We start from the raw sequence: 25,155 nt of genomic DNA on the forward strand, positions 1-25,155 counted from the left end.
CTATATCTCCTTGCTCTTATATTATAAATAATGCTCTAAGCCGTATGTTAGACCAGCTTTAGTACTAATTTTTTTACATGCTAATACTACGCCTGGCATAAAGGAAAGACGGCTTAAACTATCGTGACGAATTGTTAATGTTTCATCATAGCCACCAAATAGTACTTCTTGGTGAGCTACGTAACCAGGTAAACGAACGCTGTGAATGGTTACGTCATCAACCTTAGCGCCACGAGCACCTGGTAAACTTTCACGAGTTAAATCTTCTGCTGCAGTTGCATTCGCAGCTTGTTTAGCTTCGTTAATTAATTTAGCTGTTAAAATAGATGTACCGGATGGAGCATCATATTTATGGTTATGATGAAGCTCAATAATTTCTACATTAGGGAAATATGGAGCCAATTCTGCAGAAACCTTCATCATCATAACTGCACCAAGAGAGAAATTAGGTGCTACAAGGCAATTGGCATTATTCTTACGACCAATAGCATCTAATTCATCGCGTTGTTCCGCTGTTAAACCAGTAGTACCAATAACTACATGAATGCCTGCGGATAACATCTTTTTAGCATTTTCATAGATGACAGCAGGATTTGTAAAATCTACAATAACATCAGGTTTATTTGTATCAAGTACCTCATCGATGGAGGCATTCATTGTAATTCCTAATTGTTCGATGCCCGCTACGGTGCCTACATCTTGACCTGCCTTAGTAGGATCGATACCACCTACTAATGTTAATTCAGAATCATTATGTACTGCTTTGACTACTTCGCGGCCCATTTTACCGCCAGCGCCATTTACCATTACTCGAATCATATATACCTCCAAAAAAGCCAGTGGATGCATCCACTGGCCTTATAGTTTATATAGCTTATAACTTTTACTAAAAGCTCAATGATAGCACTCCACCAATTCAAATTGATGACAGTCGTCCATCTATTAAATAGACAACCAGAACGATGAGTCGCAATCACCGAACTTCGGCAAGCATCCCTTTTATCATGGATCAATGCATGCCGGCTCCTCATGATTACTCTTTATACTCGCACCTCTATCAACATATTCACTTAATACTATTAGTATAAGTAATTATGCGATTTTAGTCAATTAAAATGGTCAATTAGTTCTTTAGCTGCTGCTAATGCAGTGGAAGACATACCTCGACCAGACATCATAGAAGCAATTTGTGTTACTCGTTCCTCTTCATTAAGTACAGACAACGTTGAAACAGTACGATCATCTTGCTCAATTTTAGCCAAATGGTAATGTTGCTTTGCAATACTTGCTGTTTGAGGTAAATGAGTAATACAGAATACTTGATTTGTCTTAGAGAGATGTAGGATCTTTTCAGCAACCTTTAAAGCTATATCTCCACTAATACCAACATCAATTTCATCAAATACCATTGTCTTGAACGTATCACTACGGAAGACAGATTTGAAGGCTAATGCAATCCGAGCTAATTCGCCACCAGAGGCTACCTTGTGAAGCGGTAACAATTGTTCCCCCTTATTGGCAGAGAATAGTAGTTCAATAGATTTTGCACCTAAAGATGATAAGCCATCCCCATCCTCTATATGGAATTGAATCTCTCCTTTAGGCATGCCTAGGTCTACTAATTCTTGATGTAGAGCGTTAGCAATGACTTTTGCATTTTTTAGACGTATATCACGTAAAACTGTTAAAGCTTCTTCTGCTACCTTTTTCGCCTCTTCAAGACGAGCTTCTAATTCGTCTTGTGCAAATACAAGGCCTTCTAGTTCCGCTAAACGAGCTTGTGCCTTTTCTTCGTATGCTAGAATTTCTTCTACAGTTTCACCATATTTTTTCTTTAAGCCATAAATAGTTGTATCTCTATCTTGGCAATACTTATAGCGTTCTTCGTCATAGCTAATAGTATCTCTATAACGATCTAACGATTGAGCCGCCTCTTCCAGTTGGAAATAAGCAGAATCAACCATTTCAGATACTTCTTTCAGTTCACCATCATATTTTACAAGGTCATTAACCTCTACCTTAATAGAGTTTATAGTGTCTAGTAATGGTTGACGACCATTATAAAAGGCATCATAACAAGAACCTAATACCTTATCAATATGTTCAAAACCATCGAGTCGTTTTAATTCCTCTGCAATAGAAACATCTTCACCGATTGTAAGTCCTGCTTCTTCAATCTCATCGATTTGGTATCGTAGCATATCGAGCTCTCGCGCTCGTTCAGACATATTTTCTTGTAAATGATCTACATCTTGTTTGGCTTTCTTATATACTTTATAGGCATCTAAATAGGTCTTGTAAGCCTTCTGTCCCTCTTTATTATAGGTATCTAAATATTCATGATGGGTATCGGCATCTAACAATCGTTGATTACTATATTGACCATGAATATCAGCTAAATATTGACCAATTTCTTTTAATGCTTTTAATGGTATAGGTTGATCATTAGCTAAGATGGTAGATTTACCATTGCGGTTAAATGACCGGGAGAGAATTAACTCCCCTTCCTCAACCATAATATTTTTAGATTCTAATAGTTCTTGTATACTTTGGTGATCGGCAATATCAAATATTCCATCTATAACAAAACTATCTTTACCATGACGAATGAACTCGCTGCTTGCGCGCTCTCCTAAAAGGATACTAAAGGCATCCATTAATATGGATTTCCCTGCCCCAGTTTCGCCGGTAAAGATAGTTATGCCATCATTAAATGAAATATTCATTTGCTCAATCAACGCAAAGTTGCGAATGCTCATTTGCGTTAACATCTATTTAGTCCTTCATTAAATCTTGAATTTTCGCCAAAATTGCTGGAACTTCAGCTTCAGATTTTGCAATTAACAAAATTGTATCATCACCAGCTAATGTACCAATAATTTCAGACCATTTTGCATGGTCAATGGAAAATGCTACGGATTGAGCTGAACCAGGAATTGTATGTAATACGACTTGATTCAAGCTATGATCTACCTTAATTAGAGAATCTTGGAATAATCGATTGATTCGACTACGAGATAGAACTACATTTTCTTCTGGAGATAATGCATATCGATAGTGTCCATCGCCTGTAGGAATTTTGATTAACATCAATTCCTTAATATCACGAGAAACAGTAGCTTGCGTTACCTCAATACCGTCTTCTAATAAGGCCGCTGCTAATTCCTCCTGAGTTTCAATCGCCTTGGACTGAACGATTTCTTTAATTTTGTTATAGCGATAGCGTTTCATTTTAAACTCCCTTTTTTAAAACTTGCACATAAAAGAGAATAGTATCTTTCTGCTATTATTATACCATATATTCATAATTAATATATGGTATAAATCGCATATCTCATACTAGTTATGCATATTATATTTATATTTAAAAAAACGTTAACATTCTATAGATTGAGGGCGTACAAACACATAGCCTATAGGGTTCATCTATTTATACGAAATTAATAATTTAAAACTAGAATAATATGCATGTATAAATAAAAGCCCCTATAAAGGGGCTTTTACATGTTTCTTATGACTTTTATTCATAATGAATAAAGATATATTTCTTTTTATCGTTTTTGCAATATAAATAACTCAGGTGGATTATTTATTTGATTCATTGGATGCCAATGACATACATTATACAATTTCTGTTCTAAATCTGATAAATACGATTTAAGGATCTGCATTTCTTCTAACCCTTCTGTTGTTCCAGGGTAAGCAACAATTGTGATAACTCCAGATTTAGATAATTTCTCTAAACCCTCTTTTATAGCGTCAATTGTTTGATGCGGTTTAGTTATAACTTGATGATCGCCACCTGGTAAATATCCTAGGTTAAAAATCATTAAATCAATTACTTCATCTTTTAACTGATTAACTAATGCACGATCATGGGAGTCATGGATAAATGTTAGGCTCACATCTTCAGCTATATCATTTGACTGCAATAACTCTTGGCTACTATTAATAGCTTTCATTTGGATATCGATGCCATATAAATGACAGCCTTTTCTTGCTCGCTCTGCTAGATACAATAAATCATGGCCATTGCCACATGTTGCATCTACTACAACATTAGCGTGTTTCATTACTCGATCCCAGATTAAATGTTGAAACTGAACAGCATTGTTAATGTTAATCACAAAATCACCCCACTTGAGATTTTAGTATTATAATAACTCGTCACGACGAGAGGCTAATTTTTTAAATAATGTACCAAAGAAACATTGATCTTTAAAACGTACGAATAAGCAATATACTGGATTGGAGCTTATATGTAATGTTTCTTTATTGGTAAACGTATAGTCAAATGTACCATCTATACAGATATGTAATTGAGGCTCTCGTTCTGGCATGGTGATTTGAATTGTATCATGCTCTTCCAATACAAGAGAAACGCCTTGAATAAGATGTGGTGCTACAGGAGTCACAATAATTGATCTATTATCAGGCTTCATAATAGGACCACCTGCAGATAGATTATATCCTGTAGAGCCTGTGGCAGAAGAAATGATCAAGCCATCAGAAGGATACATTTGTGTATGTTGATTATTGATGGACATATTGATACGTGCCATTTTAGCTGGTTCTGCACGGGTAATAACTATTTCATTAATGATAGGTACTAATTCTTCTTCATTACCATTATTGCGGTCAATATACGCATATAAATGTCCACGTTTTTCGATATTATAATCACCCTTGGCAATACGTTTAATATGACTTTGCATTTGGTGAACTTCGATTTGGTTTAAGAAACCCAACTCACCAAGATTAATACCACAAACAGGTACATTGTATGGGTAAATTTGTCGTGCCAAATGGATGATGGTACCATCACCACCAAAACTAAAGGCAATATCTATTTGTTTAAAGATTTCTGGACGACTTAAAATGTGAGTTTCAGGAATCTTAAGTACTCGTGCAGGTGCATCTGATTCGAGATCATCTGGCAAGAATACTTCGATACCTTCATCTTTACAAATATGTGCAGCCATTTTTAAAACTGCCATAATATTGCTTTTCCCCATATTAGGGAAAAATCCGATACGCATAGTAATCTCCTATAATGAATGAGCCTCTGCAACCACTGTATCGATTAAAGTATCATCAATGGTTAAAGCCCCTTCTTCGTACTTTTTAAAATAACCTAAAAACTCAATATTACCTTCCATACCTTTAATTGGTGAGAAAGTTAATCCATGAACATATAATCCACAATCATGAGCAACGTGTAAGATACGATGTAAAACCTCTTTATGGATTTTCGGGTCGCGCACAATACCACCTTTGCCAACATTTTCTTTGCCAGCTTCAAATTGCGGCTTAATTAAAGCAACGAGGGAGCCTGTATCTTTTAACAATGTAGTAGCTACAGGCAATACTTTATCTAAAGAGATAAATGCTACATCTATGGAAATAAAGTCAACCAGTTCACCTAATTGTTCTGGTGTGACAGTGCGAATATTTTGCTTTTCCATGTTGATAACACGTGGGTCTTGACGTAACTTCCAAGCCAATTGATTATAGCCTACGTCAATGGCAAAAACTTTAGATGCACCATTTTGTAGGGCGCAATCTGTAAAACCACCTGTACTAGCTCCTATATCAACCATAACAGCATCCTGTAAATCGATAGGATACGTTTGAATAGCCTTTTCTAACTTTAGTCCACCACGACTAACATAAGGTAAGGTGTTACCCTTTACTACGATATTAGCATCTACAGGAATTTTTGTACCCGCTTTATCAATACGCGTTGTATCCATAAAGATTTGGCCAGCCATTATGGCTGCTTTGGCTTTTTCTCTACTTTCAAAAAGTCCTCGATTAACAAGGAGTATGTCTAAACGTTCTTTACTGCTCATATGACACCATTATAAATATAATAAAATTGAATACATGCTACAAGAATGCCAAGAATTAATCCCCCAAATACCTCTATTGGTGTATGGCCTAATAACTCTTTCAAGGCCTCTTTACGAGTAATGACAACAGGTATGTTTTTCTTTGTAAAATAATCTACAATTTGGTTTAGAATTTGAGCTTGACGACCAGCTTCTAAACGTACGCCAGATGCATCATACATGACTACGATAGAGAATACTAAGGATAGAATAAAAAGATCAGATGCTCCATTTTTTAGATATATAGCCGTGGTTGTAGCGATTACAAAGGATGTATGCGAACTTGGGAAACCACCAGATCCGACTAATCGTTCTGGACGAAATTTACCATGCCGAACTAGTTGCCATACGAATTTGATAGCCTGAGCTGTAAACCAACCCCAAAATGCGGCTTGCGCTATGTAGTTGTGTGCTATTTGTGGTAATATATCAATCATTATTTATACCTTCTACAGGTCGTAATAATTAATTAGTGCGTTCTAAAAGATAATCAATTAGAGCAGCCAGAATAGATGTATCATAGGAAACGGAATTTAGTGCATCATGAGCTTGTTTACCAACTAAGGAAGCTTGATTCTTAGCTTCATCTAAACCTAGTAAAGATACATAGGTAGATTTATGTTGGCGAATATCACTACCAGGTGTTTTTCCTAATTCTTCAATAGTACCAGTTACATCTAGAATATCATCAGTAATTTGGAATAACAATCCCAAACAATTTGCATATTCCATAAGTGCTGTTCTCGTAGCTGTATCTGCATTGCCTAAGATGAGCCCTAATTCTACAGATGCATTAAATAAAGCCCCAGTTTTTCCTCGGTGTAAAACCTTTAACTCCTCTAGTGGTATATGTTTATCTTCACTAAGCATATCGAAGGCTTGACCTCCGACCATACCTTCAGGGCCTGCAGCCGTAGCCACACATTGAATGGCATCAAGTTTTTCCTGCGCTGTAGCCGTCTCATTAGCGGTCATTAATTGAAAGGCATAGGTCAATAAACCGTCACCTGCTAGAATAGCCATACCTTCACCATAAACTTTATGATTTGTTAAATTACCTCTACGATAATCATCATTATCCATGGCTGGTAAATCATCATGTACTAAGGAATATGTATGGATACACTCCATAGCACATAGAAATTCCTTATAATCAGCTGGATCTTTATGAAGCATTTCTAATACAGCTTTAGATAAGATTGGTCGGATTCGTTTGCCACCTTGCATTAAACTGTAATTCATAGATTCATAAAGGGGTTTAAATTCTCGATTTGGGCTAGTTAATACTTCACCTAACCATTGTTCAATATGTTGTTTGCTAGACGCTAAATAGTCTTTGAACATAGAATCTCCTTATTCGCTGATGCGGACTTCTTCGATAATTTGTTGTACTTCATCTTCTACAGAATCAAGCATTTCTGCACATTCTTTTACTAATGTTAAGCCCTTCTTATATTGCGTTAAAAGCTCAGAGATAGTCATATCACCATCGTCTAATTGTTTAACAATATCCTCTAAGGCTTTATATTTTTTCTCATAACTTTTTAGTGATGCGGCCATCTTTGTGCGCCTCCTTTACCGTAGCAGTAACATACCCATCAGCAAGTGTAACTCGTATATCATCCTTTGGATGTAATTGCGTAACAGACGTAATAGGTTTATCCTTATGTTCAACCTTTGCAAATCCTTTTACCATCATTTGTAATGGATTAAGAGATTCTAATTGTTGAGCTAACAATGCTAGACTATGTTTCTCTGTATTGCATCGTTCTTTTGTAGCATTGGTTAATGACTGTGAAAGCTCTTGTAAATGTGTTTTTTGTTTATGTAGAAATTGTAGAGCTGGAATGCCTAATCTACGATTAAAGAGCAATGTTAAATCGGTACGTTTCTGTTGTAATGTATATCGTATAAACTCATGTAGATACTCTTCTTTTTCTGACAATTGATCTTGTAATGTCGTTATAGGAAGCACTGCCATTTCTGCAGCATGACTAGGTGTTGCTCCACGAGCATCTGCAACATAATCACATAAGGTATAATCTGTTTCATGACCTACTGCTGAAATAATTGGCGTATTAGCATTATAAATCGCCTCTACAACAGATCTATCATTGAAACACCATAGATCTTCCATAGATCCACCACCACGACCAACGATGATAACATCTACATCGGGATCAGCATCGGCAGCAGCAATACCTCTTGCAATAACAGGTCCCACAGTATTGCCTTGGACAGGAACGGAGAATAATTTAAATTGCACTAGTGGGTTACGTCTCTCACTGACATGTAAAATATCATGTAATACAGCACCAGATTGAGATGTAACAATGCCTATGCAACTTGCCATGTACGGAAGACTTTGTTTGTGGCTGTCATCAAAGTATCCTAGCGCCGTTAACTCCCGTTTTAACGCGTCAAATTCAAGTTGTAATGGACTTTTAGAGCCTATTTGCATATCTGATGCAATAAGATTTAAACGGCCCATTTTATTGTAAAAATTAACAGATGCTTTTACAGTGACTAATAATCCATTTTGAATGGCATTAGCAAGTCCCTTTTGCATTACGGTGCTAGACCACATGGTAACATCAATAGCGGATTCTTCGTCTTTTAACGAGAAATACATATGGCCACTACTATGGCGCTTTGCGTTAATAATGGTACCGCTAACATAGACATTCTTAAGGAGATATTCACGGTCTAAGGTGCGCTTTATAAGATTGTTTAATTGTGTAATGGTTAATACATTCACGATTACCCTCTAGATTCTTGTAAAAAAGCAGCGCCAAAAGCATTGCCAGTGGCATTATCAACAGAAAATTGTGGCTGTGCTACATGTAATGTAAGATGATTACGTCTACAATAATGCTCCATACGTTGACGAAGTAAACTATTGCTCATTACACCACCTACGGCAATTAATGTTCGAACAGGTTTATTTTGTAAATGATAGGTAATCATTTTTTCTAATGCATTTCCTATGGAGGTGAATACAGCTCTCGCCAAATTAGACTTATCTATATCATTCATAGAATTTGTAATTCGTCGCATAGCCGCACTACATGGACCAGCAAAGCTAATCCAACCTTCTTTTACTGAAGATGGTAACGGCTCATATTCTGTAGTTTGTAATGCTAATGTTTCTAGATGTTTGCCAGCAGGAAATGGTAAGCCCATAGCTACACCAATCCGATCCACATATTGACCGCCTTGTAAATCCTTAGATCCACCGATAATATGAGAGTCAAATATCCCTTCACCTTTATAATGACAATACACGAGTTCTGTAGTACCACCTGATAAATGAAGTGCTAAGAATGGTTCACTGGGAATTGTTTTTAATTCTCGTAGTGCTGCTAAAATATGATTTTCTTGGTGTGCGAAAACGTGTAGCGGTACATTCATCAAATGATTAAGAGACTGTCCGTATCCTAGCCCCACCATAAAAGCAGGCATATAGGAATTTTCCTCACGTCTAGGAAACCCGCTAACACCAATACCACTAATAGGAAGCTGTGGCAATTCAGATATCAACTTAGGCAATGCCTTTGTATGTTGAAAGACCATATTTGATTGTTGTAGTCCTCGCTCACCTTGTTTGACCTCTAATATTTTGCGAGCTTCACCAACTATGTGAAAGTCGCTATCTATAATGGCACAACTTGTAGTGTAGCAACTAGTATCAATGCCTAAGTAATATCGTTTCATTATTTACTCTTATTATATGCATCTAAAATTGCGTTGATTAATTTATAGGAAGAATCAGAACCAAAATCTTTAGCTAACTGAATAGCTTCGTTGATAGCTATAGATGGTTCCAAAGGATCAGCTTCATTTGTCATTTCCCATAGAGCAATACGTAAAATAGCACGGTCAACTTTATCCAAGTTTTCAACTTTACGTGATTTACAGAATGGTTGTAATGTAGCATCGATAGTTTCAGAAGCGGATAATACACCATTTATGATGCTATTAGCATAGGCTTTATCCATTGATTTATGCATGTGCCCTTCTGGAAACTGCACATCATTTTGATCAACATGAAATTCATTAGCATATAACATTTGAAATGCGTATTGACGTGCTTCACGTCGATTTCGCTTAATTACCATGTAGAGTTGGCTCCTTTTCTTTAACAATACCTTCAATATGAACATCTACCTTAACATGGTCAAGATCAAGCATATTTTTTAAGGTTTGTTTGATTTCTAACTGCAATTGTTTGGATAACTCAATTAGATTGTACCCATACAATGCTTTAATATAAATATTGATTTCAATAAAGCCTTTACGATGTTTAACATTGATACCTGGTAAACTGCGTTGACCAAAGGCATGTGTAATTCCCTCTACTAATTCATCGTAAAAGCGAGGGCTTAAAGAATGAATACCTGGAATCGTAGCCAATGTTTTTGTTGCTACATCAATGATGACAGAGTCTGCAATATCTATGGTATCCATATCTAATCCGTAGTTTAATTGATTGTCTGAACTCATATAGATACCCTCCTAAGGCTGTGATGGTGTTACTAAATCATCAAATACAATGTCTTGTACCACTACATCAATGGTTTGCACTTCAATTTCTGTATAAGAAACTAAAGCTGTTTTTATACGTTCTTGTAAACGTAAGGCCACATCCGGAATACGATATCCATATTGAATACACACATATAATGTAACGGAAATAGCTCCTTCATCATTAAATGATATTTTTACACCTTCATGATCAGATTTACGTCTAAAGAAGGTATTAACACCATCATTAAAGGTGGAGCTCATATGATGTATGCCCTTTGTCTCAAGTGCAGCCATGGTGACAATCGTAGCATATACATCTTCACTAATCTTAATTTTACCCGACTCTAGTTCAGTATTTTTCTTGGTCATACTGGCCTCTTTCAAAAAAAGCACTTGTCCCTATATATAATTACATAGACGACAAGTGCTTACAGTGCAAATGTTAGGATATATGGGGAATAAGATTCCATGAAAAGATCTTGCCCCAATACATATCAATACGTATTAGGCACGTTCGATGTATTGACCTGTACGAGTATCAATACGAAGTACATCATCTACTTCGATGAAGAGAGGTACTTTTACAGTGTAGCCTGTTTCCAATACAGCTGGTTTGTTACCACCAGTAGCAGTATCGCCACGGATACCAGGATCTGTTTCAACTACGCGAAGTTCAACAGCTACAGGTAAATCGATACCGATTACGATACCTTGGAAGAACATGATGGATACTTCCATATTTTCAAGAAGGAAGTTTTTAGCATCACCTAATTGTTCAAGGTTAAGTTCAACTTGATCATATGTTTCGTTATCCATGAATGTGTAAGAGCCGTCAGACTCGTACAAATATTGCATACGACGACGATCAACATGTGCTTTAGGCACTTTTTCACCTGCATTGAAAGTACGCTCTACTACAGAACCAGTTTGCAAATTTTTCATTTTAGTACGTACGAATGCAGCACCTTTACCTGGTTTAACGTGTTGGAAATCAACTACTTGCCATACATTACCGTCGATTTCAACGGTTACACCTGGACGAAAATCATTACTGGAAATCATCTAACTCTTCTCCTTCTAAATACCTATTTCAATTAACTCTTTTGGACTATGTGTCAACACCTCATAGCCGTCAGATTTGACGATGACACTATCCTCTATTCTCAATCCGATAGTACCTGTAATATAAATGCCAGGCTCTACCGTAATGATCATATTTTCTGTAAATACCGTATCGGATTTAGTATTGGCCACTGGTTCTTCGTGAATCTCAAGGCCTACGCCATGACCAGTACCATGATTAAATTCCTTGGTATATCCATGTTCTTTAATATAATCACGACATACTGCATCAAGTTCTTTGCCAGTTATACCAGCTCGAACTGCAGCTACGCCACGTTTTTGTGCTTCTAAAACTATACTATATAACTTCTTTTGTAATTCTGAGGCAAGCCCCATTACAATAGTTCTAGTCATATCGGAATGATAACCCTTATATACGGCACCAAAGTCAAAGGTAACAAAATCACCTGCTTCGATGACCTTATCACTGGCTACACCATGAGGCATACTAGACCGATTACCAGAAGCTACAATAGTTGCAAAGGAAGGTTCCTCAGAACCACGTTTTAACATTTCTGATTCTAATATGATACGTGCTTCGTTTTCAGTCATTCCTACTTTTAGTTGTGGTAGCAATGCGGCGAAAGCTTCATCACCAATGTTAGCTGCTTTACGCAATAATTCCAATTCATCTTCACGCTTAACTGCTCGTAGTTTAGCAAAATTGATAGACGTAAAATTAAAGCGTTCATCTAATGTATCACATAAGGTTTCGTATGTATCAACAGGCATTTGTTTGCCCTCAATACCAAATAAACCTTCGTGAATATGATGTTCATTGAATATGTCTACAAGAGTATCCATAACAGAGGATTCATATTGAATGACTGTATACCCTTCACATTGTTTTGTAGCTTGCTCAGTATATCTGAAATCGGTAATCATAAAGGCTTTATCTTGAGTAATGATAGCAAACCCTGTTGTACCAGTAAAACCAGCAAAATAATGTAAATTTATAGGGCTCATCAAAATGACGCCTGTTAATTCTTGCTCTTTAATATACTGTTGTAGCAGATTTAATCCATTCATAATCATGCTCCTAGTCTATAAAGTACAATTAATCTTACCATAAAATACCTATATTGAATAGAATTTTATGCTATTTTTTTGAAAGCCTCTATATCATCTGAGGATAAGTCCTGTGCAGAACCAACCTCTTCAATACCGGTTAAATCTATATGACCTATGGTTAGACGCTTTAAATAGGTAACAGTGCCACCAGCAGCGCCAATCATACGTTTTACTTGATGATATTTGCCTTCTTCAATTGTAATATGTACAGATTTGGAAGATAAAATATCAATTAAAGCGGGCTTACAATGGGTTCCATCGCCTAGGACGATTCCCTCTTTAATACGTTGAATTCCATCTTCGGTTAACTCACCTTCGAATTCTACGTAATAAACCTTTTCTACATGCTTATTGCCATTGATAATAGAATGACTCCAAACACCATCATTGGTAAGTAAAAGTAGGCCTTCTGTATCTTTGTCTAATCTTCCCACAGGAACCACGCCCATTTTTATATATTCAGGGGGCAATAAATCCATTACGACAGGATGACTTGCATCCTCTACAGCAGTAACATAGCCTTTAGGCTTATGAAATTTAATATAGTAATGTTGTTTTGTATTAACAATTTGACCATCAACTGCAATGACATCAGACTCAATATCTACATGAATATCTTTTTTTCTTGCTACTTCACCATTAATGGTAACTCTCTGATCCTTTATGAGTTGATGGACCTCTTTTCGACTACCGTAGGCCTTATTAGCTAATAATTTATCGAGTCGCATTATACATGTCCTTGTAGTAACTCAACATGGGCCGTATCATTGAGCAAATTCAAAATATTATGATCATATTCGCCCATACCATTATAGAAAATACGGTTAATAGCCGTATTACCTTGACTGAAATTCCAACAATGACTAATTGAAATGTCTAGTAATTTACATAATAATGTTCTAATAGTTCCACCATGACATGCAACTAAAAGTGTTTCCTCTTTATCATTTTCGTTGAGAAATTCTTCAAGTCCTGCCCATGCACGATCTTGCAAATCTTTAAAGCTTTCTCCGTTTGGAACTTTTACAAGATGAGGTCTCAAATACATCTCATCAATTAGGCCTGGCCAGCGTGCTTCAATATCTGAAAATAGCATAGCTTCCCAGTCGCCAAAATTAAGTTCTCGTAATCGTTTATCTACTGTAATAGGTGTAGTACGATCACCTCGAATGGTTTCAGCTGTAACTAAAGCACGACTTAAATCACTGGATAATATACGGTCAAAAGTAATGTCTTTAAGAGCTTCACCACAGGCTTTAGCTTGATTCAAACCATTTTCATTTAGAGGAACATCTGTAATGCCTTGATATTTCCCCATTTTATTCCAATCAGTTTCTCCATGGCGCACAATATATAATGTCTTCATAATCTTCCTATACTTTCAAAATATCTGTTAGCTTCTCTACTAATTTGATATTAGTATCATGATCTTTAATAGCAATGCGTACCCATTGATTATTGAGACCTACATAAGAGTCACAATTGCGTACAATCATGTTATCTTTCTTTAGATTTTCATTAATCGTATTAGCTGTAATATCTTCACGATTTACTTTGAACAAGATAAAATTGGCGGACGGTGGATATACGGTAATCCCTTCTATTGCATCTAATGCATTATACATAAATGCTCTTTCCTCATTTAATTCTTGCTTTGTTCTTTTTATATAATCAACATCATTCAAAGCAGCCTCTGTATAAGCTTGGGCTAATGTATTTACAGACCAACTAGGAATATATTGATGTAAGTGACTAATTAATTTTTCGTTACCAAAAGCAGCACCAATTCTGAGGCCTGGTACAGCGTAAAACTTCGTGAAAGAATGAACTACGATGATATTATCAAATTCATTAATCAAAGAACGCATAGATTGGTCATTATCACGTAATGGATCATTGCCAACAAAGTCAATGAAGGACTCATCTATAACTAGTAAACTATTGGCATCTTTTAACATGCTCGCTACAGTTCGAATGTGTGCTTTATCAAGCAATGTTCCATCCGGGTTGTTAGGATTACCTAAAAATACAATAATGCGACCATCTTGACCTTTAAGCTCAGCAGCAAATGTTTCTAATGCTAAATAAGGTACTTCAAAATAAGGTTTTCCATTATCATCTTCACGAGGACGATAGAAAATATCGCGTACAGGAATATTACTAGCTTCAAGAGCTTCTTTATACTCAGAAAAACCAGGCGCTGGTACAAAAGCACCAGTATATCCAGGTAAACGACAAATGGCATACAATAATTCAGCTGCGCCATTACCAACTATAATTTGATTCTTATCCATCCCATATGTATCAGCAATAGCATTTAACACATCATCATTTGTAGCATCTGGATAATGAGAAATATAACGTAATTGATTATTTAATGCATCCAATCCACGTTGACTAGGACCAAGAGGATTAATATTAGCGCTAAAATCAATTACCTCATATGGTTCAATTCGTTGTTCATGGGCAAACTGAAATATATTGCCCCCATGTATCTTAGACATTTGATTCTCTTTCTATTAAATATATTATCGTTTGATATAGGTCAATCCTTCGTTTGTTGTTTCTACAGTATCCACATAGGATAACTGTGGTAATTTACGCATAATCTCTTGTTTACAATCATCGATTCGCCCATAATCTACTGGAAATAAAAGGCCCATAATGGTCCCACTATGAGCTATGATTGTACCAACACTATTGTAGTAATTACCAATATCATGAAAATCATATAAATTCGGTTTATACAATATACGTTGATTACCAAAGGCACTTAATGTAGCTGCTTGACCTATTAAATTTATATCATGTGTATTTAATCCCCGTTTGAATAGATCAAGTGACTCTTCTATGATTGATTCTTTTTCTAAAATCTTAGTTTGTAAATCTACTTGTTGATTAAAAGAGACCGTATCTATACTACCACCCTCATCAAATACAAGGATTTTCAATGGAGGACACATGCCTAGTGGTTGAGAAATAGTGCCTTTTATATAATCAAACTGAGTAACACCTTGATAAAATGAAGCATCTGTAGGCTCTACAGATAAGCAAATTTGCTCTAATTCCTTTAGTGATAGATCATAATTCATGGCTAATGCTGTTGCCATAGCCGTCACAGAAATATCCGCAGAACTTGAGGCCATCCCCTTACCCTGTATGATGTCAGAACGTACATATACAGGTGGACAAGCTTGGTTTTTATTATTTTTTTGTAATAATCGCTGTACTAATTCTCTTGCCTTCGCAGACTTAGGCTGTAATGCACAATAGTGCTGTGAAAACGGATGTGTTACATTACTTAATGCGTAGGAGTATCGATTAATAGGACAAGTCACTAAGAATGACTGACCATTAATAGAACCTTGTAGAAATTCCCCACATGTACCTGGGGCTCTTACATAATAGGTCACATTGAACTCCTTTCACATTAAATAAAAACAGTAACTTATAAGAAGCCATTAGGCAGAACGATATTAAAACATAGTCGTATTGGATGCGACAGAAGCAGATAATATGGACAAGATAATGATATATACAAAGAGTAATAATACCTCTGTAACCTCTACAACAAATCCATAGGTGTCACCAGTAGTACCACCAAGTTGCTTAACAATATAACGATTAAGCAAACGATTGATAATATAGGTAATTATCATGCTTACAATATTGATTTGGAAAATACCTAATGTAGCATAGACTAATACACCTAGTCCTACAACATATCCAACATCAGCTACAGAGAAGATAGAATATGCGCCATATAAAAGGGTATACAAAATCGTACCGATTATTAATATAACAATAGGCATAAAGAACGTTGAAATTGTATTGTACGTAATAACATGCTTTGGAGCTAAGTTAGCAAAGGCAGCACCCATCCCCTCTTTTCTCGCATACGGATAAGATCTGATACTCAATACAAGGGACCAACGGCTCATTAATGGCATCATAATCAATGCCGTAGGAATAAATTCCGCTGTAGGAATGGCCGTTAATAATTGCCATTTTAAAAGTGTAACAAATACAAAAGCAACAACACCAAAAGAGCCTATACGGCTATCTTTCATAATTTCCAGCTTACGTTCCCGTTCACGTCCTGAAAATAGACCATCACTTGTATCCATTAAACCATCAGCATGGAGACCACCAGTAATCAAGAATTCCGCTACAACAATGATTAACATTAACGGAACCAACGGAATAAACGGTGATAATATTCCATATAGTAATGCTAAAATAAGGCCGATGATCAACCCTACATAAGGAAAGGCTACAACAGATTTACCAAAATCCTCTACAGACCATTCTGTTTGATTAACGATCTTTAAACGTGTTAAAAACTGTAATGCTATGAAAAAAGGTGTCATTATACATTCATCCCATAAGTAATGGCTGTACTAATAATAACCATTAGTATAGTCGTAAAATACATCATATAAATTGTGCGTGTAATATGGTTGCGATTTAATTTTTCAATAGGATCCCCCATGTATTCACGGAAGGTCATTTTTTTGAAATATTGATTGTAACCACCTAAACGAATATGTAAAGCCCCTGCAACTGGTGCTTCTGCATAGCCGCCATTAGGACTTGGATGCTTATTAGCATCACGCAAGCCAATTTGGAGAGCTTTCTTTGCGTCAAAACGTAAAAAGAATGCAGAAATAATTAATAATATAAAGGTAATTCGTGCAGGAATCCAGTTAAGTACATCATCAAAGCGGGCAGCTACACGACCAAAGTACATATACTTTTGATTTTTATAGCCTAGCATAGAGTCCATAGTATTGGCAGTTCTATATAGAATTGCTCCCATTGGACCACCGATGATGAAGAAAAATAAAGGCGCAATAATGCCATCGACTGTATTTTCTGCAATGGTCTCTACAGTAGCTCGTGTAATTTCGCTTTCATCTAATTCTTCTGTATCGCGCCCTACAATCCAAGATAATCTCTTGCGAGCTTCTTCAATATTATCTTGCTTAATTAATTGGCTAATAGTAAAGCCCGCACCTGCTAGTGAGCGTGGAGATATAGCAATGTACAGAATGATTACTTCAAGAGCAAATTCTACCCATTCATCAACTACACCACCAAGCCAAAGAATCAAAGACACTATAATATATACAGAAACAAGGATTAAACCTACTGCAATACCGCCGTACCATAGTTTTTTTGTATCATTATCAGTATCTTTATATAGGACTGCCTCGAAAAAAGATATAATACGACCAATTATAGCCACAGGATGGTATTTGCTATTGGGATCTCCAATGAGCAAATCCAATATAAATGCTAAGATTGGAATACATACAAAGCTATACTTTGTAAACCAATGTAATATTGTTAAATGTTCCATATATCTCCCCTACTAACCCAAGGTAGACATAATATAATCCATATCTAAGTGTTTTTCTACAATGTCAGCTAATCGATTGTAAGCTGCATTCTTGTGTTCAAAATAATGGAATACTACATCTAATGGTTCTAACCCCTTACGTTCACGTAACTGATTGATAATAAAACGTCTAAATTCATCATTATCAAATACACCGTGAATATATGTGCCCATTACTTGATGATTGCCATCGATAAAGCCATCAATTACATTGACCGCCTCTTCACTGCGGCTCGTAATAGTGAAACAACGACTCACAGTATCTACTAATGGCGTAGTATCCCCCATATGAATCTCATAGCCTACTAATTTTTCACCTGTAAATGTACCATTTAAAAACTGAAGGTTAGATACATTAAATTCTACTTGGTGTGTTGTTTTTTGATCCTTCATAGTCGTAGAAGAATCGACTAAACCAAGGCCTTCAATTTCTTCAATATCTCCTTCCATATGATGCGGATCATAAATTGTTTTGCCCAACATTTGATTGCCCCCACATACACCAATAACAGGTGTACCTTGGTCAGCAAGTTTTTTTATTTCATCGGCAAAACCAGAGTTACGAAGATATGTAAGATCTGCTAGTGTATTTTTGGAGCCCGGTAAAATAATTAAGTCCGGATTGCCAATAACATCGCCAGGGCCGACGAATCGAACAGATACATCTGGTTCATAATTTAATGCATCAAAGTCAGTAAAGTTAGAAATTTTAGGTGTTTGCATAACCACTACTTGAATTTCTTTAGCTCCACTATTGCGTTTGTTTTCCAGTGCAACAGAGTCTTCTTCATCGATATCAAGGTTTTCAATAGCAGGAATGACACCAACTACCTTCTTTCCTGTTTTTTCTTCAATGAAGGTAAGTGCAGGTTCTAATAGTTTAATATCACCGCGGAATTTATTGATAACAATACCTTTAATAAGATCTCGTTCTTCTGGTTCTAGTAATTCTAAGGTACCCACAATAGATGCTATGGCACCACCACGGTCGATATCAGCGATGAGATATACAGGTGCTTTCGTCATCTTGGCAATGCGCATATTTACGATATCATTAGCCTTGAGATTTACCTCTGCAGGGCTACCTGCACCTTCAATAACCATCATATCAAAATTGGAATCTAAGAAATCGATAGATTCTTTTACCTTATCAAGAGCGGTTAAGGAATATTTTGTATGGTATTCTTTAGCACTATAAACGCCCACAGGTTTACCCATCAATACAACTTGAGAAGATTGATTACCTGTAGGTTTTAATAACACAGGGTTCATTTGTACAATTGGATCTATGCCAGCAGCCTCAGCTTGCGCTACTTGAGCACGACCAATTTCATCGCCCCATTTTGTCACATAAGAATTGAGGGCCATATTTTGAGCTTTAAAGGGAACAGTTTTAAAACCTCTTCTATAAAAGATACGGCATAATGCAGTACATAAAATACTTTTGCCTACATTGGAACTTGTTCCTTGGAACATAATTTTCTTAGCCATTTATATGAACCTCCTGGGATTTTAATTCAATGGTAACGCCACTAATCGTTAAGTATAATTTGTCAGCCTCAGTTGCTACTGTTCGATTGACGCGGCCTGCAATATCTCTAAAATATCTTGCTAGCTTATTATCTGGTACAATACCAAGACCAATTTCATTAGTTACAAATATAACTATTTTATCATCACTTGCTTTGATTAGATTTAATAATGCTTCTAATTCTGAAAGTACCATATCTTCTAACCGATTTGCATCTTCTTGGCCTTGAATTGACCCATGAGCCATCATATGATTTGTTGTAAACATGGTTAAACAGTCTATGAGTATTACATCTGCTACACTGCTAATATGTTGCCACTCTTCGGCCAAATATAATGGTATTTCAAAATTCGTCCATATATTACCACGTCGTTCTTGATGTTTCTTTATACGATCAACCATTTCTTCGTCAAACGCTTGTCCTGTTGCTACATAAGCTTTACGACCTTCCATAGAAAGGGCTAAACGTTCTGCAAATTCACTTTTTCCACTTCGTGCTCCACCGGAACACAATATAATTTGGGATTTCATAATGCACCTATACAAGAATTTATAATTTCAGTATCATTATAAGTATAACAAAGGAGCGATACTATGGAAATTATGAATATGAAACTTAAAATGATGGCTACTTTATGGGATAATACCTATCGTGTTGCCATCGACGATGGTCAAGGCAAGTATATTGGTACAGCCCGTGTAGTAGTAAATGTTCCACTACCACCAGAAGCGTTACCGGAAAATGCGCCACAAGTAGAGCCACAATTATTGGTTTTAGTAGAAGATTTTGATTTCGGAGCTGATAAAATTATAAACTTTGAAACAACTCTCTCTGATTTGTTAAGAGAGAAATTCCGCTATGAAATTCCTCATATTTTCTTCTACTATCCAAGTCCTCATGATGTGTTAAATCAAACAATTTCACAATAAGGTCTATAACGAGCAAAAAGCTATGTAAAATACATAGCTTTTTTTGTTTATTCAGCTCCAATTTCCTCTTCTACACGACACATAATAAAGCAAAGGTCGGATAGACGGTTTAAATATTTTAAATTAGATTCGTGAACACTTTCACCAGCATCTAATACACGCCATAAATCACGTTCAGCACGGCGAGTAATCGTTCTAGCCACATGTAAGTATGCTGAAGATTGTTTCTCACCTGGAATTACGAAATTAGATAAAGGCTCAAGCTTTTCATCAAAGCGATCTATCACCTTTTCTAAATGTTTAACATGTTGTTCTGTAATTACTGGAGCAGCATTTAAGCTTGCAATATCAGCCATTAAAGTCCATAAGTTGCGCTCAATATCATATAATTCAGTAGCAACACGAGGATTTTCAGCATAGGAACGAGCCAAGCCTAAAAATGCTTGTAATTCATCGATTGTACCATAAGCTTCTACGCGTAATGAGGATTTAGGTACTCGTTCACCTGTATATAAACCAGTTGTACCAGCATCACCTGTTTTAGTGTAAACACTACTTGCCATATGTATTACCTCCTATAGATATACATAAATGTAGAAAGAAAAGCTACAGGATCTCAACCTTGAGATTATTTATATTCTGGGAACCAAAGATGAATTTCACGAGCAGCAGCCTCTGGAGAGTCAGAAGCATGCACTACGTTAGCATCCATTGTTAAGGCATAGTCACCACGAATACTACCAGGGGCAGCATCTACAGGATTTGTTGCACCGTTTAATGCACGTACAGATACGATAGCATTATCTCCGGCCAATACGAAAGCAAGAACTGGACCAGATGTGATGAAATCTACTAATTCACCAAAGAATGGTTTCTCTTTATGCTCAGCATAATGCTCTTCAGCTAATTCACGAGGTACTTGTAGAAGTTTTAATGCTTTAATTACAAGACCTTTACGTTCATAACGGCTAAGAATTTCACCACTTAATTGACGCTTAACTGCATCTGGTTTGATTAAAACTAATGTTTCTTGCATGATATCCTCCTGTAGATATTAATTAAAATAATGCTTTCTCTTTATATTTAGGATTCATTGCTTGTTGTTTCAATTTTGCAATACGTTCCTCTGTACGAGGATGTGTACTAAAAAGATTGCTCAAGCTTTCACCAATACCAACCATAGGGTTGATGATAAACATATGGGCCGTTGCATTACTTGCATTTGGCAATGCACCATGTTTTGAATAGTAGTCAATTTTAGCGAGGGCAGATGCTAAAGCCAATGGATTTCGACACATCTCTCCGCCCCCTTCATCAGCTAAAAACTCACGAGCCCGAGAAATACTCATTTGAATGAGTCCTGCTGCAATAGGTGCAATAACTATGGCGCCTATTAACTCTAACGGATTAGAGCCTTCACGGTCATCTGAGCGACCAAATATAGCTGAGAATTGAAGCACATGGGCAATCATAGAAATAGCCCCTGCCATCATAGCGGCAATCGTGCTAATCAAGGTATCGCGATTCTTAACATGTGTTAATTCGTGACCTAGAACACCTTCTAGCTCATCATCAGTTAATAGACGTTGAATACCTTCTGTAACAGCTACCGCTGCATGACTTGGATTTCTACCTGTAGCAAACGCATTAGGTACATCACTTGGAATGATATACACTTTTGGCATTGGTAAGTTACCATTTTTAGCCAAACGTTCTACCATACCATATAGTTTTGGATTAGATTGAGCAGTTACTTGTTGTGCATTATATTGTGCTAAAACGATTTTGTCGCTATACCAATAGGACATAAAATTCATGCCCATGGATATAACGAACATAATCATCATACCACTTCTACCGCCAATCATATCACCTAAGACCACTAAAATGGCCGTTAGAGTCGCTAATAATAGCGTTGTTTTCATATTGTTCATAGTTTCCTCCAATTATAGTTATGGACTATGCCTAACACTATAATTATACCACAAACTATATAATTGACGCTCCTGTACTATCAGCTTCTAAACAGTATGTTTTATTTTCAATTCCATTAGCTGTAAATACAGCACCCATAGCATCAGCTGCATCTTGTACATGTGCTTTATCGACATAAGCAATCAAAGTAGAGCCAGATCCACTAATAGTAGCACCGTAGGCTCCAGCTGCTTTAGCAGCTTCAAAGGCTGCATCACAATGAGGAATCAATGTTTTACGGTATGGCACATGCAAATTATCATCTAATGCAACGGATAAATTACTTAATTGATGTGTAATTAAACTTGTTACAAATAAAGATGCATGGCTCACATTTTGGACAGCCTCTTTAAATGGTACATGATTAGGTAAAACAGAACGTGCGTATTCTGTGGATACCATAACCTCCGGTACTACAACAGCAAAATGTAATTCCGATGGAACAGAGATGACTGTATTTAATACCTTTGTTTTTAAACCAGTAGCACAGCATAAGTTACCAAAAATAGCAGGTGCTACATTGTCTGGATGACCTTCCATACGGTTTGCAATAACCAATAGTTCTTCTTTTGTAAGGGGTTGTTTAACTAGTGCATTAGCTAGTAAAAGTCCACCTACGATGGCTGTACTACTACTGCCGAGTCCTCGAGAAGGTGGAATTAAGGTTTCAGACGTAATATGTCCGTATTGAATCGGTTCTTGGGCGGTAGCAAAAACTTGATCCATAGCAAATCCAATAAGGTTCTTTTTAGGATCTTCCGCGCGAAGAATATCGGCACCGAAACCTTCAAAGGTATATGTATATTCAGTAGCATTTGGATCTGGTGTAAAGCTAAAGATATTGTAAAGATTTAATGCTAATCCTAGGCAATCAAAACCTGGCCCGCAGTTGGCACTAGTAGCAGGCACTTGTACGCGAATGGTAATCATAGTTTAAGCTTCCATAATACGAATGACACTATTAACAGACTTAACGGAACGCAAGCTGTTAAAGGAGTCAATAAGATTTAAAATATAAGATCTAGGACATTTTGATGTAACAATTGCAAGAACCGCAGTTTCTGGATCCATATTGCGTTGAACAATAGATAACACAGAAATCTTTTGCTCTGCTAATTTTGCAGAAATTTTTGCTAATACACCTGTTTTATTATCTACTTCTAAACGCAAGTAGTAGCTAGATTGAATTTTGCCAGGAGAGTAAATGTTCTTTTGATCGTAATAGAATGGTTTCAAACGACCTGTTTCATTGTACGAAATATTTTTGGCTACTTCCATAATGTCAGATACTACAGAGCTACCTGTAGGCAAGCTACCAGCACCGCGACCATATAACATTACATCATCGATACCATTACCTTTTACATAAATAGCATTATAAGAGCCGCGAACGGATGCTAAAGGATGTGTTGTAGGAATAAATGCAGGGTATACGTTTAAAGATAAACCTTGGCTAGTTTCTTTAGCAATACCTAATAATTTAATATTGTAGCCAAACTCTTTACCGAATTTGATGTCTTCTGTATCTATACTAGTAATACCTTCTACAGATACATCTTCAAAGAAGATACGACGATTGAAGCTAATAGAGGCAAGAATAGCCAATTTACGTGCTGCATCTAGACCCTCAACGTCAGCTGTAGGATCCGCCTCTGCATAACCTAGATCTTGTGCTTCCTTTAGTACATCTTGATAGCTTAAACCTTCTTCAGACATTTTCGTTAAAATGAAGTTTGTCGTACCATTCATAATACCGATGATCTCAGTAATACGATTGCCCGCTAATGATTCATATAATGTACGGATGATAGGAATACCACCTAATACAGATGCTTCAAAACGCAAATCCACTCCATTTTTGCTAGCTAAATCTAATAGGTATGGGCCAGATTCTGCTAATAAATCTTTATTCGCTGTTACTACATTTTTCTTGGCCTTTAAAGCGCCTTCTACACAGTCTTTAGCAAAGGTTGTACCACCCATTAATTCCACAACCATTTGAATGGAATCATCTTTTAATACTTCATCAATATCAGTTACATATTGAGCTGTTTCAGGCAATGTAATATGGCTATATTTATCAGGATTACGCACAAAGATTTTAGAAATTTCTACATTAACACCTGTACGATTTCTAATTAACTCAGCATTATCTTGCAATAAATTAAATGTACCTTGTGCAACAGTACCAAAACCTAATAACGCAATTTTTATAGTGGTCATAATTGTCCTACTCTCTTCAATAGCCTATGCTTGGCCTAAAATTTCTACTTTAATAATGCCCTTCATAGAGCGAATATCTAATAATAAATCTTCTAATGATCCTTGTAAATCTTTCGTTTCAAAGGAAATGCTACTATTTGCAATCCCCTGTAAAGGAATATCTTGATTGATCGTCAAAATACTACCATTACGTTCTGCAATGGCTTTTAATACACTAGATAGCATGCCAGATTCATTAGACATGGAAACATAAATACTAACGATTTTACCTTGCGCAATTTCAAAAAATGGGAATACATAATCCTTGTACTTGTAATACGCAGAACGACTCAAATCCATTTTTTCAACTGCTTCATTAATCGTTTTAACTTCACCTAGCTTCAAAATCTCTTTTACCTTGATCGTCTTTTTTATCGCTTCTGGTAAAATATCTTCTTGCACCAGATAAAACTTATCTTTTTTTGGTTTAGTCATAGAACACACAC

The 25,155-nt window shown here is 36.3% G+C and carries 31 protein-coding genes and 1 riboswitch; of the genes, 1 reads left to right on the forward strand and 30 read right to left on the reverse strand.

Features of this window, described 5'->3' with window-relative positions; genetic code table 11:
• Positions 1 to 21: 21 nt before the first annotated feature.
• The 24 genes from dapB to cobU all read right to left on the reverse strand — a co-directional run bounded on the left by dapB (position 22) and on the right by cobU (position 20,074).
• Complete coding sequence (gene dapB, locus EL171_RS04955; protein ID WP_039969200.1) at positions 22 to 819, reverse strand: 4-hydroxy-tetrahydrodipicolinate reductase; 798 nt, start codon at positions 817 to 819, stop codon at positions 22 to 24.
• A gap of 74 nt (positions 820 to 893) precedes the next feature.
• A riboswitch (Lysine riboswitch) is annotated at positions 894 to 1,065 on the reverse strand.
• 41 nt (positions 1,066 to 1,106) lie between these two features.
• A complete protein-coding gene (recN, locus tag EL171_RS04960; protein WP_005386625.1) occupies positions 1,107 to 2,771 on the reverse strand; it encodes a DNA repair protein RecN in 1,665 nt (554 codons plus the stop codon).
• 4 nt (positions 2,772 to 2,775) lie between these two features.
• Positions 2,776 to 3,231: an arginine repressor gene (gene argR / locus EL171_RS04965; protein WP_005386626.1), complete on the reverse strand. Its 456-nt coding sequence runs from the start codon at positions 3,229 to 3,231 to the stop codon at positions 2,776 to 2,778.
• A gap of 320 nt (positions 3,232 to 3,551) precedes the next feature.
• Positions 3,552 to 4,127: a tRNA 5-(aminomethyl)-2-thiouridylate-methyltransferase MnmM gene (gene mnmM, locus EL171_RS04970; protein WP_005386627.1), complete on the reverse strand. Its 576-nt coding sequence runs from the start codon at positions 4,125 to 4,127 to the stop codon at positions 3,552 to 3,554.
• Between the two features lie 27 nt (positions 4,128 to 4,154).
• Positions 4,155 to 5,039, reverse strand: coding sequence for an NAD(+)/NADH kinase (locus tag EL171_RS04975; protein ID WP_005386628.1), 885 nt, complete (start codon positions 5,037 to 5,039; stop codon positions 4,155 to 4,157).
• Positions 5,040 to 5,048: 9 nt separating this feature from the next.
• A complete protein-coding gene (locus EL171_RS04980) occupies positions 5,049 to 5,852 on the reverse strand; it encodes a TlyA family RNA methyltransferase (protein ID WP_005386629.1) in 804 nt (267 codons plus the stop codon).
• Positions 5,849 to 6,328: a divergent PAP2 family protein gene (locus tag EL171_RS04985; RefSeq protein ID WP_005386630.1), complete on the reverse strand. Its 480-nt coding sequence runs from the start codon at positions 6,326 to 6,328 to the stop codon at positions 5,849 to 5,851. Before EL171_RS04985 ends, EL171_RS04980 begins: the two co-directional genes overlap by 4 nt.
• Positions 6,329 to 6,356: 28 nt before the next feature.
• Positions 6,357 to 7,235, reverse strand: coding sequence for a polyprenyl synthetase family protein (locus EL171_RS04990; protein ID WP_005386631.1), 879 nt, complete (start codon positions 7,233 to 7,235; stop codon positions 6,357 to 6,359).
• A gap of 9 nt (positions 7,236 to 7,244) precedes the next feature.
• Positions 7,245 to 7,451, reverse strand: a complete 207-nt coding sequence (xseB, locus tag EL171_RS04995) for an exodeoxyribonuclease VII small subunit (protein ID WP_005386632.1) — start codon at positions 7,449 to 7,451, stop codon at positions 7,245 to 7,247.
• Entirely contained in the window at positions 7,426 to 8,649 is a 1,224-nt protein-coding gene (gene xseA, locus EL171_RS05000) for an exodeoxyribonuclease VII large subunit (RefSeq protein WP_005386634.1), read from the reverse strand. The genes xseB and xseA overlap by 26 nt, the downstream gene beginning before the upstream one ends.
• A 2-nt stretch (positions 8,650 to 8,651) precedes the next feature.
• Positions 8,652 to 9,605, reverse strand: a complete 954-nt coding sequence (locus EL171_RS05005) for a Kae1-like domain-containing protein (protein ID WP_005386638.1) — start codon at positions 9,603 to 9,605, stop codon at positions 8,652 to 8,654.
• The gene (gene nusB, locus EL171_RS05010; RefSeq protein WP_005386639.1) at positions 9,605 to 10,009 is read right to left on the reverse strand and encodes a transcription antitermination factor NusB; all 405 of its coding nucleotides are present in this window, start codon (positions 10,007 to 10,009) and stop codon (positions 9,605 to 9,607) included. The genes EL171_RS05005 and nusB overlap by 1 nt, the downstream gene beginning before the upstream one ends.
• Positions 9,999 to 10,394 carry an Asp23/Gls24 family envelope stress response protein gene (locus tag EL171_RS05015; RefSeq protein WP_005386640.1) on the reverse strand — a complete coding sequence of 132 codons (396 nt, stop codon included), beginning with the start codon at positions 10,392 to 10,394 and terminating at the stop codon, positions 9,999 to 10,001. Before EL171_RS05015 ends, nusB begins: the two co-directional genes overlap by 11 nt.
• A gap of 12 nt (positions 10,395 to 10,406) precedes the next feature.
• Positions 10,407 to 10,787, reverse strand: a complete 381-nt coding sequence (locus EL171_RS05020) for an Asp23/Gls24 family envelope stress response protein (protein ID WP_039969203.1) — start codon at positions 10,785 to 10,787, stop codon at positions 10,407 to 10,409.
• 135 nt (positions 10,788 to 10,922) lie between these two features.
• The gene (efp, locus tag EL171_RS05025; protein ID WP_005386642.1) at positions 10,923 to 11,480 is read right to left on the reverse strand and encodes an elongation factor P; all 558 of its coding nucleotides are present in this window, start codon (positions 11,478 to 11,480) and stop codon (positions 10,923 to 10,925) included.
• A gap of 15 nt (positions 11,481 to 11,495) precedes the next feature.
• Positions 11,496 to 12,569, reverse strand: a complete 1,074-nt coding sequence (locus EL171_RS05030) for a M24 family metallopeptidase (RefSeq protein ID WP_039969205.1) — start codon at positions 12,567 to 12,569, stop codon at positions 11,496 to 11,498.
• Positions 12,570 to 12,634: 65 nt separating this feature from the next.
• Positions 12,635 to 13,339, reverse strand: coding sequence for a pseudouridine synthase (locus EL171_RS05035; RefSeq protein WP_005386653.1), 705 nt, complete (start codon positions 13,337 to 13,339; stop codon positions 12,635 to 12,637).
• The gene (gene cobC / locus EL171_RS05040) at positions 13,339 to 13,977 is read right to left on the reverse strand and encodes an alpha-ribazole phosphatase (protein ID WP_005386655.1); all 639 of its coding nucleotides are present in this window, start codon (positions 13,975 to 13,977) and stop codon (positions 13,339 to 13,341) included. Before cobC ends, EL171_RS05035 begins: the two co-directional genes overlap by 1 nt.
• Before the next feature lie 7 nt (positions 13,978 to 13,984).
• On the reverse strand, positions 13,985 to 15,115 hold the full coding sequence (locus EL171_RS05045; RefSeq protein ID WP_005386657.1) for a pyridoxal phosphate-dependent aminotransferase: 1,131 nt from the start codon (positions 15,113 to 15,115) through the stop codon (positions 13,985 to 13,987).
• 24 nt (positions 15,116 to 15,139) lie between these two features.
• Positions 15,140 to 16,024: a GHMP family kinase ATP-binding protein gene (locus tag EL171_RS05050; protein ID WP_005386659.1), complete on the reverse strand. Its 885-nt coding sequence runs from the start codon at positions 16,022 to 16,024 to the stop codon at positions 15,140 to 15,142.
• Between the two features lie 63 nt (positions 16,025 to 16,087).
• Positions 16,088 to 16,981 (reverse strand): adenosylcobinamide-GDP ribazoletransferase, encoded by an 894-nt coding sequence (gene cobS / locus EL171_RS05055; protein WP_005386661.1) that lies wholly within the window; start codon positions 16,979 to 16,981, stop codon positions 16,088 to 16,090.
• Positions 16,981 to 17,973: an adenosylcobinamide-phosphate synthase CbiB gene (gene cbiB / locus EL171_RS05060; protein ID WP_005386662.1), complete on the reverse strand. Its 993-nt coding sequence runs from the start codon at positions 17,971 to 17,973 to the stop codon at positions 16,981 to 16,983. Before cbiB ends, cobS begins: the two co-directional genes overlap by 1 nt.
• Positions 17,974 to 17,985: 12 nt before the next feature.
• Positions 17,986 to 19,503 carry a cobyric acid synthase gene (locus tag EL171_RS05065; RefSeq protein WP_005386663.1) on the reverse strand — a complete coding sequence of 506 codons (1,518 nt, stop codon included), beginning with the start codon at positions 19,501 to 19,503 and terminating at the stop codon, positions 17,986 to 17,988.
• Entirely contained in the window at positions 19,496 to 20,074 is a 579-nt protein-coding gene (gene cobU / locus EL171_RS05070; RefSeq protein ID WP_005386664.1) for a bifunctional adenosylcobinamide kinase/adenosylcobinamide-phosphate guanylyltransferase, read from the reverse strand. Before cobU ends, EL171_RS05065 begins: the two co-directional genes overlap by 8 nt.
• 63 nt (positions 20,075 to 20,137) lie before the next feature.
• On the opposite strand from cobU, the gene EL171_RS05075 reads away from it, so the two are divergent.
• Positions 20,138 to 20,473: a hypothetical protein gene (locus EL171_RS05075; protein ID WP_005386666.1), complete on the forward strand. Its 336-nt coding sequence runs from the start codon at positions 20,138 to 20,140 to the stop codon at positions 20,471 to 20,473.
• 47 nt (positions 20,474 to 20,520) lie between these two features.
• Here EL171_RS05075 and EL171_RS05080 read toward each other — a convergent pair whose 3' ends face one another.
• The 6 genes from EL171_RS05080 to EL171_RS05105 form a co-directional block, all read right to left on the reverse strand.
• Positions 20,521 to 21,036, reverse strand: a complete 516-nt coding sequence (locus tag EL171_RS05080; RefSeq protein WP_005386667.1) for a cob(I)yrinic acid a,c-diamide adenosyltransferase — start codon at positions 21,034 to 21,036, stop codon at positions 20,521 to 20,523.
• Positions 21,037 to 21,101: 65 nt separating this feature from the next.
• Positions 21,102 to 21,509 (reverse strand): nucleoside-diphosphate kinase, encoded by a 408-nt coding sequence (gene ndk, locus EL171_RS05085; protein ID WP_005386668.1) that lies wholly within the window; start codon positions 21,507 to 21,509, stop codon positions 21,102 to 21,104.
• Positions 21,510 to 21,531: 22 nt separating this feature from the next.
• A complete protein-coding gene (gene htpX, locus EL171_RS05090; RefSeq protein WP_005386669.1) occupies positions 21,532 to 22,407 on the reverse strand; it encodes a zinc metalloprotease HtpX in 876 nt (291 codons plus the stop codon).
• A 55-nt stretch (positions 22,408 to 22,462) separates the two neighbouring features.
• Positions 22,463 to 23,377, reverse strand: coding sequence for a homoserine kinase (gene thrB / locus EL171_RS05095; protein WP_005386670.1), 915 nt, complete (start codon positions 23,375 to 23,377; stop codon positions 22,463 to 22,465).
• A 3-nt stretch (positions 23,378 to 23,380) separates the two neighbouring features.
• Positions 23,381 to 24,670 (reverse strand): homoserine dehydrogenase, encoded by a 1,290-nt coding sequence (locus EL171_RS05100; RefSeq protein WP_005386671.1) that lies wholly within the window; start codon positions 24,668 to 24,670, stop codon positions 23,381 to 23,383.
• Positions 24,671 to 24,694: 24 nt separating this feature from the next.
• Complete coding sequence (locus EL171_RS05105) at positions 24,695 to 25,144, reverse strand: ACT domain-containing protein (protein ID WP_005386672.1); 450 nt, start codon at positions 25,142 to 25,144, stop codon at positions 24,695 to 24,697.
• Positions 25,145 to 25,155: the final 11 nt, after the last annotated feature.

Origin of the sequence: Veillonella dispar (genome assembly GCF_900637515.1) — a bacterium.
Classification (GTDB): Bacteria; Bacillota; Negativicutes; order Veillonellales; family Veillonellaceae; genus Veillonella; species Veillonella dispar.